The organism is Longimycelium tulufanense, from assembly GCF_014645795.1.
GTDB classification, from domain to species: Bacteria; Actinomycetota; Actinomycetes; order Mycobacteriales; family Pseudonocardiaceae; genus Longimycelium; species Longimycelium tulufanense.
Map to the genome: position 1 here is coordinate 36,918 of NZ_BMMK01000011.1, position 9,361 is coordinate 46,278.

At 65.7% G+C, this 9,361-nt stretch carries 8 protein-coding genes; 4 read left to right on the plus strand and 4 right to left on the minus strand.

Annotated features, from left to right (window positions below):
- Window position 1 precedes the first annotated feature (1 nt).
- Together IEY55_RS13280 and IEY55_RS13285 are read right to left on the minus strand one after the other, a co-directional pair.
- A complete protein-coding gene (locus tag IEY55_RS13280) occupies window positions 2-1,045 on the minus strand; it encodes an aldo/keto reductase (protein ID WP_189057584.1) in 1,044 nt (347 codons plus the stop codon).
- 350 nt (window positions 1,046-1,395) lie between these two features.
- Window positions 1,396-2,094 carry a nuclear transport factor 2 family protein gene (locus IEY55_RS13285; RefSeq protein WP_189057586.1) on the minus strand — a complete coding sequence of 233 codons (699 nt, stop codon included), beginning with the start codon at window positions 2,092-2,094 and terminating at the stop codon, window positions 1,396-1,398.
- A gap of 226 nt (window positions 2,095-2,320) precedes the next feature.
- On the opposite strand from IEY55_RS13285, the gene IEY55_RS13290 reads away from it, so the two are divergent.
- Window positions 2,321-2,749 (plus strand): ester cyclase, encoded by a 429-nt coding sequence (locus IEY55_RS13290; RefSeq protein WP_189057588.1) that lies wholly within the window; start codon window positions 2,321-2,323, stop codon window positions 2,747-2,749.
- 197 nt (window positions 2,750-2,946) lie between these two features.
- Here IEY55_RS13290 and IEY55_RS13295 read toward each other — a convergent pair whose 3' ends face one another.
- Both IEY55_RS13295 and IEY55_RS13300 read right to left on the minus strand, forming a co-directional pair.
- Window positions 2,947-4,287 carry a cytochrome P450 gene (locus IEY55_RS13295; protein WP_189057590.1) on the minus strand — a complete coding sequence of 447 codons (1,341 nt, stop codon included), beginning with the start codon at window positions 4,285-4,287 and terminating at the stop codon, window positions 2,947-2,949.
- Window positions 4,288-4,652: 365 nt separating this feature from the next.
- Window positions 4,653-4,829 (minus strand): hypothetical protein, encoded by a 177-nt coding sequence (locus IEY55_RS13300; protein ID WP_189057592.1) that lies wholly within the window; start codon window positions 4,827-4,829, stop codon window positions 4,653-4,655.
- 497 nt (window positions 4,830-5,326) lie between these two features.
- On the opposite strand from IEY55_RS13300, the gene IEY55_RS13305 reads away from it, so the two are divergent.
- The 3 genes from IEY55_RS13305 to IEY55_RS13315 all read left to right on the plus strand — a co-directional run bounded on the left by IEY55_RS13305 (window position 5,327) and on the right by IEY55_RS13315 (window position 9,330).
- Window positions 5,327-6,304: an ATP-binding cassette domain-containing protein gene (locus tag IEY55_RS13305; protein ID WP_189057593.1), complete on the plus strand. Its 978-nt coding sequence runs from the start codon at window positions 5,327-5,329 to the stop codon at window positions 6,302-6,304.
- On the plus strand, window positions 6,301-7,143 hold the full coding sequence (locus IEY55_RS13310; RefSeq protein ID WP_189057595.1) for an ABC transporter permease: 843 nt from the start codon (window positions 6,301-6,303) through the stop codon (window positions 7,141-7,143). Before IEY55_RS13305 ends, IEY55_RS13310 begins: the two co-directional genes overlap by 4 nt.
- A gap of 357 nt (window positions 7,144-7,500) precedes the next feature.
- Window positions 7,501-9,330: a Xaa-Pro dipeptidyl-peptidase gene (locus IEY55_RS13315; RefSeq protein WP_189057597.1), complete on the plus strand. Its 1,830-nt coding sequence runs from the start codon at window positions 7,501-7,503 to the stop codon at window positions 9,328-9,330.
- Window positions 9,331-9,361: the final 31 nt, after the last annotated feature.

Here is a 9,361-nt window from a genome sequence, read left to right on the forward strand (position 1 = left end):
CCTACCGAGGTTTTTTGTCGATGAGGTGACCCTTGTCGCCGTACATCAGGCGCCGCACCATCCCGCTGGCGAGGAAGTCGTGGGGGAAGCCGAGCTTGATGCGACTGACCTCGGACAGCCGGGCGAGCTGTTCGTCGGAGAGTTCCACCTGGAAGCAGGCGACGTTCTCCTTCACCTGGACCACGGAGGTGGCACCGAAGATCGGGATGGTGCCGCGGGACCTGAGCCAGTTGAGCGCCACATGCGCGGGAGAACAACCGACCTCGTCGGCGATCGAGCAGACCTCCTCGGCGATCGTACAGTTGCGTTCCGTACGGGGGAGGAAGCGCGTCATGACCGGATCGTCCAACCGGCGCGGTGGGCCGCCGGGAGCAGGACCGTGCCCCTGGCGGTACTTTCCGGTGAGCCAACCGCTCGCGAGTGGTGTCCATGACGCGATGGCGAGACCGAGGCTGTCCGCCATGGGGATGAGCTCGCGGTCGGGTTCGCGCTCGACCAGGCTGTACTCCACCTGGATCGCGCAGAACGGGGTACGGTCGCAAAGGTCGGCGAGAGTGTTGAACCGCGCCACCGCCCATGCCGGCGCGTTCGCAACACCCAGGTGGAGCACCTTGCCCGTACGGACGAGGTCGTCAGTGGCACGAAGGAGTTCGTCGATCGGCGTGAGGTTGTCCCACGCGTGTAGCCACAGCAAGTCGATGTAGTCGGTCTTGAGCCGTCGCAGGCTGTTCTCTACCGAGCGGATCATGCTCTTGCGATGGGCTCCGGACGCGTTCACGTCATCATGCGCGAGTGTTCCACCGTACTTCGTCGCAACAACCACACGATCCCGGTGGCCGCTCATGTACTCACCGAGGTAGTCCTCCGTCGGCCCGTACGTATGCGTGTCGACGAAGTTTCCACCCTCGTCGAGGAAGGCCTCGAAGATCCTCCGGCCTTCCTCCTTGGAGACGCACCAGCCTTGGCCCTCCTCATCGAAGGTCATCGTCCCCAGACACAGGCCCGACACCCGGAGCCCACTCCTGCCCAACACCACGTACCGCACGTTGCCTGCCTTGGCTCGAAGATGCAGTCGACAACGGTCCCGCCAGAACCACCCGGTACTACTGTCCCGCTGGTTTGCGAACACACCAGGCCGCGAGGTACCGCGCAGAGAACCACCGAGGTGTCCTCGTACCGCGCTCCAGCTGAGCCGGCGTCCGGTATGACACAGTGAGGAACGGCGGCGATACGTCTGCGCGTGGCCAGCTCACCGGCTGAACGGGCGCGAGCACCAGTCCTTCCCAGCAGCTTGTCGTCGTAGGCAGGACAACGTTGCGCCGGCCCGGTGGCTCCGGGTGCTCTTCCGGGGTACTTGCCCCGCTCTCCCATGGGGTCAGGTACCCCGGGGAGCTGTTACTGCTGGTCCTCGGGTCGCCAGTCGGCCGGGCGGTCCGTCCCCGGTCCGGTGGCGAAGCGGACCGGCGGCCGTCGTAAATCGGTCATCTGGGACGCGGTGATCTGCCAACGGCCGTTGCGGAAGGTGAAGCTGTGCATGGTTCGGTAGGAGAATTCCCGAACCTCCTCGGTGATCTCTCCGGTGGCCTCGTGCTCGGTGAGCCACTTGCCCTTCATACGGAAGGTGCCCACGGAAACCGCGGTGTTCCCGTGCACCTGGAGCGTGTCCTCGGTGGTCTCGAACCCGTCGGGGCCGAGCGACTGGGGCCTGATCGCCCCGTGCAACATCCGGTTGATGCACTTCTCCTTCCCGACGATCTCCCCGTGCGGTGCCACCAACCGGTACTCGTCCGCAACGATGCGGTTCAGTACCGCGCGGTCGGCACTGAACTCCTCGGGATCCACCAACTCCTCGAAACTTCTGCCGGACTTCTTGGCGAAGTCCTTGATCTTGATGTACTTGTCGCTGATGGTCGCCGCCTTGGCAACCAGCTTCTTGATCGCCTGGCGGACCTCGGCGACCTGCTCGGCGGTCACGCCCGAGTCGGGCGTGACCCCGGAGTCGACGGTGAAGTCGCCGATGGCCCGCTCGAGTGCCTCACTACTTAGGCTCGTCCATTCGGTGTCCCGGTGCTGTTGCTTGCGCTCCACTGGCATGACCGGCTCCTTCGTCAGCCCGCATGCGTCAATCCCTCCATCCGCAGTGTCTACCGCCTCGTGCCCGCCTGCTTCTTCGGCATTGCTGAGGGCGGGGTTGTTGGGCCGGCAAGGAGGAAGAAGCCTTCCTCCGCACGGGTAGGGAACATTTGCGGTGGCAGATGGGGCCGTACCGCTCCCCGAAGCGGGGCAGGGGTGCTCGGGAGCACGAGGAAGGCGACGCACGATGTCGGTTGAGGCGAACAAGGAGCTGGTCCGGCGCTACATCGCGACCTGGAACAGCGGAGATCTCCAGGGCATGGCCCGGTTCTGGGCGTCGGACATGGTCCACCACACCCGGAGCGGTAGCCATGGGTTCGAATCCGTGGTGAACATCGTCTCCAACTTCATGAAGGCGTTCCCCGATCTGCACTTCGAGATCGAGGACATGGTCGCCGAGGGGGACCGGGTCGCGACCCGGATGACGGCCACGGCCACGCACACGGGGGAGTACATGGGCGCGGCGCCCACGAGGAAGCGGGTCGCCTGCTCGGTGTTCGGCATCGCCCGGATCGCCGATGGCAAGCTCGTCGAGCACTGGGGTGTGACGGACGAGCTCCACCTGATGGAGCAGGTCGGGTTGGTGGCCGAGGAGTACCTCGCCGCGATGGCCTGAGCGGGACGCCGGCGCAACGGAGTGGTGGTGGGACACCGCTCCGTTGCGCCATGTTTCGGGTAACCGCTTAACCCGCCGGGGCGGATCCACCCCCCGGTGAGGAAGATTGAAGAACAACAGCGACCACAGAGGACCCTCACCATCTGAAGCCCCTCCGTCTCGCCCGGCAAGGGAGCGGTGGAGGGCCACGCTTGGCGTCACGATCGGCGCCGACGGTAGCGGATGACGCACGGAGAGCGCGGCCGGGTTACCCCCAGCTCGAAGTCCGGCTTGGGCTCGCTGGCAAGAGGAGCCAGGTCGTATCTGGAGAGCAGCGCGCCGAGCAGGATCTTGACCTCGTTGGTCCCGAACGCTTGACCGGGACAACGGTAAAAACCACCGCTGAAACCGATAAGAGCATGTGGATGCTGCTTGTCCTCGGCCCGTTTCGGGCTGAACCGTTCCGGATCGTACCGTTCGGGATCAGTGAACACTTCGGGCAACCGATGGGCAACCCCGGGGCAGAGCATGGTGGTCCATCCGCGCGGTACGTGGAACCCGTCGATCTCGTAGTCTCGGGCGTTGACCCTGGCGTAGTGACCCATGACCGGACGTAGGCGCAGCGACTCCTTGAAGGCCCACCCGAGACTGTGCATGCGGCTCAGCGAGGCGTTTGGGTCCGTATGCAGATCGATGTGACCTTCGGCGAGTTCGTCGACCACGGACGTGAGGTGCCGCGGATGCCGTAGCAGCTGTACCAGTGTCCAGCACGCCTGTGCCGCTGTGGTGATGTATCCGGTGAAGATGGTGCACAGCGCCATGCCGATCTGCACCTCGGTTCCCTCGGCGCGAAGGCTTTCGTGGTCGACAAGGGTCTGGAGAAAGTCGGAGTGGCGGCCATGTCCACGGCGCCGTTCGTCGAGCACCGGGCGCAGCATCTCGCTGAGCTGCCGACGTGCCCGGTCCCTGCGGAAGAACTTCGGCAGCGGGAGGTTCGGTGGTAGGACGAACTCCATCCCACGCGCAAGATCCGTCAACAGTGGACGGAACTGGTCCACGCGCGTCCGGATCTCTGGACCCAGCAGGGCGCTCGCGGCGATGCGCATGACCAGTGGTTCGATTGCGTCCCAGAGCTCGAACTGGCCGCTGTCCCCGAGCGTGTCGAGCCAGCTGTCGACCTCCTTGACCATGGTTTCGGTGTAGTGCGCGAGCTGACCACCCTGGAATGCCGACTGCAGCAATGCCACGTGGCGTCGTCGGCGTTGCTGATCAGCAGCCGCCATCATGACGTCACCGAACATGGGAATGACGAAGCGATACAGCTGGGGAACCAGGAGGGTGCGGTCGACCTCCCGGAAGTAGAAGTCGTGGTACCTGGGTCCGATCAGCACAACGCCCTTCATGGGACCGAGTCGGATGCCGAAGATGGGACCGTGTTGTCGGTAGGCACGCAGGAAGACGCCGAGATGGTCGCGTCGCCACGCCAGCATGCTCCCCACGAAGGGCAGCCCCTTCACCATCGGGGGAGTGCGTAGCGTTCCCTTCGCTACCTGGCCCATGTGCGTCTCCAAGGTTCTTTGTGACGGCCTGCCGCCCCACTCGGCCTCCCGAACGGCACATCGGCGAGCCTGGTCGGTCAGACGGGCAGGAGCGTCTCCCCGCGGAGGTGTCAGGCAATGTGGACTGCCGTCGTTCCTCCATGCCGTGACCATCCGGACCACAACCTGTTGAGCGTCCGAGGGATCGAAAGAGCAGCGTGATCGGCTTGCGTACGCCCAGTCAGAAACACGCTAGGTGAGTTAATACGCGCTGTGCTTCTCAAGGATTGTCGAGAAAGGCACCGCTCATGCGTCCGGTGGAAGCTGTCACCGGACCACCGACGGCGCACGGGAGAACCGACGTTCCTCAGGAGTGCGGGCCTCGGTTACTGGTTGTCGTACTCGGCAACCAGCAACGGTAGCGCGAGGACCAATGGCGAGTCGATCGGCCTGCGCCGCCGCAGCAGCACCGTGAACGTCGATCCGGACACCACCCTGCCGGCTCTGATCCGGACCACTACCGGACTCGCCCCGACCAGACAACGGTCGGGAACGTTGCTCACGGCTTCGCTAAACGTGATCGAAGGCGCGAAACGCACCGCCAGTGGGTGGTACGTACCATCATGATCAGTCTCCTCACCCCGTCGCTGTTCGACGTGAGCCAACCGCCGTGTGGGTGAGCCATCCAGCTTTGCTGAACGTCTCCGCTCCCGCGCATCGTTTGCTCGATGGGGTCGTCCACCACGTAATGCAGCAGTGAGCGCGGCACTCGTCGCTGCTGTCGGTGGGAACGAAGACCCAACATTGGGAGCGCGACCGAGCGCGGGGACGCGGGGCGCCCGGCGCTGTGCGACGTGTTGTCGCAACTTCCGGCAATTATTCGACCGAGCAAGCTCGGAGAAGCGCCGGTGAGTATCCAGTGTCGTGTGCGGAAGGATCGGAGATCAAATTCCTGCAAAGGGATCTTGTGTGCGTGGTGACGTCGTCAGTAGGTTGGCTCGCCGGTGGGTGTCGGCCGGGCCACCCGTCACCCGGGTGGCCCAAGACCTGGGAGCAAGCCGTGGATTCGAGCTCCGATTTCGCGATAGAGACCAGCAAACTGGTGAAGACATTCGGCGACACACGGGCGGTCGACGGCGTCGATCTACTGGTAGGGACCGGAGTGGTGTACGGCCTGCTCGGTCCCAACGGTGCCGGCAAGACCACCACGATTCGTATGCTGGCGACCCTGCTGCGGCCCGATTCCGGAACGGCGCGGGTGTTCGGGCAGGACGTCGTCCGCGACGCCGCCGCCGTGCGGAACAGGATCAGCCTGACGGGACAGTTCGTGTCGATTGACGAGGGGATCAGTGGCCACGAGAACCTCGTCCTCATTGGGAGGCTGCTCGGGCACTCCCCGGCTGCGGCGAGAAGCCGCGCGAGCGAGTTGTTGGAAGCGTTCGATCTGGCCGAGTCTGTCGGCAAGCCAGCCGGTCAGTACTCGGGCGGGATGCGACGTCGGCTCGACATCGCGGCGAGCATCATCGTGACCCCGGACCTCATCTTCCTCGACGAGCCCACGGCGGGCCTCGACCCGCGCAGCCGGAACCACGTCTGGAACATCGTGCGAGCGTTGGTGGCCGAGGGCACCACCGTCCTGCTGACCACCCAGTACCTCGACGAGGCCGACCAGCTCGCGAACCGGATCGCGGTGATCGACCACGGCAGGATCATCGCCGAGGGTACGAGCCCCGAACTGAAGTCCTCGGTTGGCTACGGTGCGTTGCGGGTCCGGCTGCGTGACCACGAGCGCCGGTCGGAGGCCGAACAGCTACTGTCGCAGGCGCTCGCGGTGCCGGTGCGTGGTGCGGGTGACCCGGCTGTGCTGTTCGCCCGGGTGCCCAACCCGGACCAGGTGGGCCGGGCGTTGGCGGCGTTGTCCGACGCCGATGTCGGGGTTGTGGAGTTCACGCTCGGTCAGCCCAGCCTCGACGAGGTCTTCCTGGCGTTGACCGGACATCCGGTGGCCGAAGACTCCCGGAAGGAGGAGGTGGCATGACCTCGTCACCGGCCACGCCGTCGCAGAGTGGCGTCGACGAGAACCTGCGTAAGGCGCTTGCGGCGCACAGCCGGCCGTCGCAACCGAACCCGCTGTACGCCTCGCGCACCTTCGTCTGGCGGGCCATGATCGGCTTCAAGCACGCCCCAGAGCAGGTGGGGGAAGCCATCGTGATGCCGTTCATGTTCGTCCTGATGTTCACCTACCTGTTCGGTGGCGCGATCGCCGGTTCGACCGGGGAGTACCTGCACTACTTCCTGCCGGGAATCCTGGTGATGACCGTGCTGATCATGACGGTGAACACCGGGGCAGCGCTCAACAGCGAGATCGCCAAGGGTGTCTTCGACCGTTTTCGGACCTTGCCGTTCTGGCAGCCTGCGACGATCGTCGGCGCCCTGGTCGGGGACGCCGTTCGCTACACGTTCGCCATCGTGATGACCATCGGCTTGGGAATGGTGCTGGGCTTCCGTCCCGACGGCGGTGTGGGGGGTGCGTTGCTGGCACTGGTGATCCTGCTGGTCTTCGCGTTCAGCGTGGGATGGATTTTCACCACGCTCGGCATGGTGGTGCGGAAACCCGAGTCGATCTCGAACACCAGCATGATGTTGCTGTTCCCGTTGAGCTTCATCAGCAACATCTTCACCAAGCCGGAAACCATGCCGGGATGGCTCGAGGCAGTGGCGAGGGTGAACCCCGTCAGCCATGCCGCCACCGCCGTCCGCGGCCTGCTCCACGGCACGGCAACCGCGAGCCAGATCGGCTTGGTCCTGTTGGTGTCCGCACTGCTCACCGCCATCTTTGCGCCACTGACGATGTACCTGTACCGGCGTAAGCAGTAGAGCGGGGACCGGGCTCCGCTCACGCGACATCTTGTGTCACGTGCAACACCTGTCGCAAAGATGGGAGCATGTGAACAGCATTGCGCCCAGCGATGGTTCATCGCCTGGGCCCGGTCATTCGGGTTGGGCTAGTCCTCTTGGGTGCCCCGGATACTTGTTTCCTTGCCCTCGTCGCAGCTCGAGGCTCGGATTTCCGCGCCGTGACGCCCGGCTGTCAGCTGGCTGTGCGGACTACCTGGCCCTACAGTCCCATCATCCGGGCGAAGCCGTGGATCTTCGGGACGAACGGAGGGTTGACGCCCGGTCAGTGCCCGGACAGGGTGCCAGCGAGTCTGCCGGAGAGCTCGGGGAGAGCGAATGAGAACAGTCCCTGCCGCGTTGCTCGCCGCCGTCGTGGCATTACCCCTGACCGGAAACGTCGCCGTCGCCGCGCCGCCGCGACCCGTCTTCGCCGATGGTCAGGCACAGCCCGTGTTCGATCCCGCCGACGTCGTGCGCGAGCACGTATGGGTGCGGGCGCCGGTCGACAGCGACGGCGACGGTCGCGACGACGAGGTGCACGTCCAGGTGGTGCGGCCGCGTGCCACCGAGCAGGGGATGAAGGCACCGGTGGTCTACCAGGCCAGCCCCTACTACGCCGGGGGCAACGACGTGACCAACCACAACGTGGACGTCGAGTTGTACGTGCCGGAAGGCAAGCGCGGCGGCCCCCGGCGCGGTGCGGCCACGGACGAGCGTATGGCCGCCGCGCTCGGCTCCGCGGGTCCGAACGCGGAGCCGATCAGCTGGCGTTACGAGTCCTTCTTCACCTCCCGCGGCTACGCCGTCGTCTACGGCGAGTCGCTGGGTACCGGGAAGTCCACCGGGTGCCCCACTTCGGGCGGGCGCAACGAAACCATCGGCGCCAAGGCGGTGGTGGACTGGCTGAACGGCCGGGCCTCCGCCCGCACTGCGCAGGGCAGGCCGGTGCAGGCCGGCTGGACCACGGGTAAGACCGGCATGATGGGCGTGTCGTACAACGGCACGCTGCCCAACGCCGTCGCCTCCACCGGGGTGCAGGGGCTGGAAGCGATCGTGCCGATCGCCGCCATCTCGAGCTGGTACGACTACTACCGCGCGAACGGCGCAATCGTCGCGCCCGGCGGCTATCAGGGCGAGGATACCGACGTGCTCGCCGAGTACGTCTACACCCGCGGCAATCGTGCGATCTGCAAGCCCGTCATCGACCGTCTGACCAAGGAGCAGGACCGGGTCACCGGTGACTACAGCTCCTTCTGGGACGAGCGGAACTACCTCAACGACGTGCGCCGGGTGCATGCCGCGACGCTAGCCGTACACGGCCTCAACGACTGGAACGTCAAGACGAAACACGTTGCCCAGTGGTACGAGGCGCTGCGGAAGCAGGGTGTGCACCACAAGATATGGCTGCACCAATCGGGTCACGTCGACCCCTACAGCCTGCGTCGTGACGAGTGGCTGCGCACCCTGAACCGTTGGTTCACCCGTTATCTCTTCGGCAAGAACAACGGCGTGGAGAACGAGCCGAGGGCCACGATCCAGCGCGAGAACAGGTCCTGGGTCGACGAGGCCGAGTGGCCGAATCCCGGTGCCTCGACCGCGGTGCTTCGGTTGCGCCCGGGTGGATCCACAGCGGGCGGGCTGACCCCGCACGGCCGCATGTTCGGCCGTCCGGTGATCGAGAAGCTCACCGACGACGCCCGGAAGCATGCCGAGGATCTGGCCAACGCGGCCAGTTCTCCACACCGCCTGACCTATGTCACCGAGCCGGCCCGTACGGCGATGCGGGTCAGTGGCGCGACGCGGGTTGACGCCCGGCTCTCCTTCGACCGGCCGGCCGCCAACGTGACCGCGCTCTTGGTGGACCGCGCGCCGGACGGGAAGACCCGCATCATCACCCGTGGCTGGACGGATCCGCAGAATCGGGAGGACCCGACCCGGACGAAACCGATCCGGCCTGGCCAGTCGTACCGGATCAGCGTGGAGATGCAGCCGCACGACTACGTGCTGCCGAAGGGACACCGGTTGGGGCTGGTGTTCCTGTCCAGCGACCACGACTACACGTTGCGCCCGAAGCCGGGTGCCGGCGTGAGCGTGGACGTGAGCGCGACCAGGCTGCTGCTGCCCGTGGTCGGCGGTTTCGGGACGGCGTTCCGCGCCGTCGGATGACGTTGTTCAACGCTGTGGCGGCGGGCGGGTG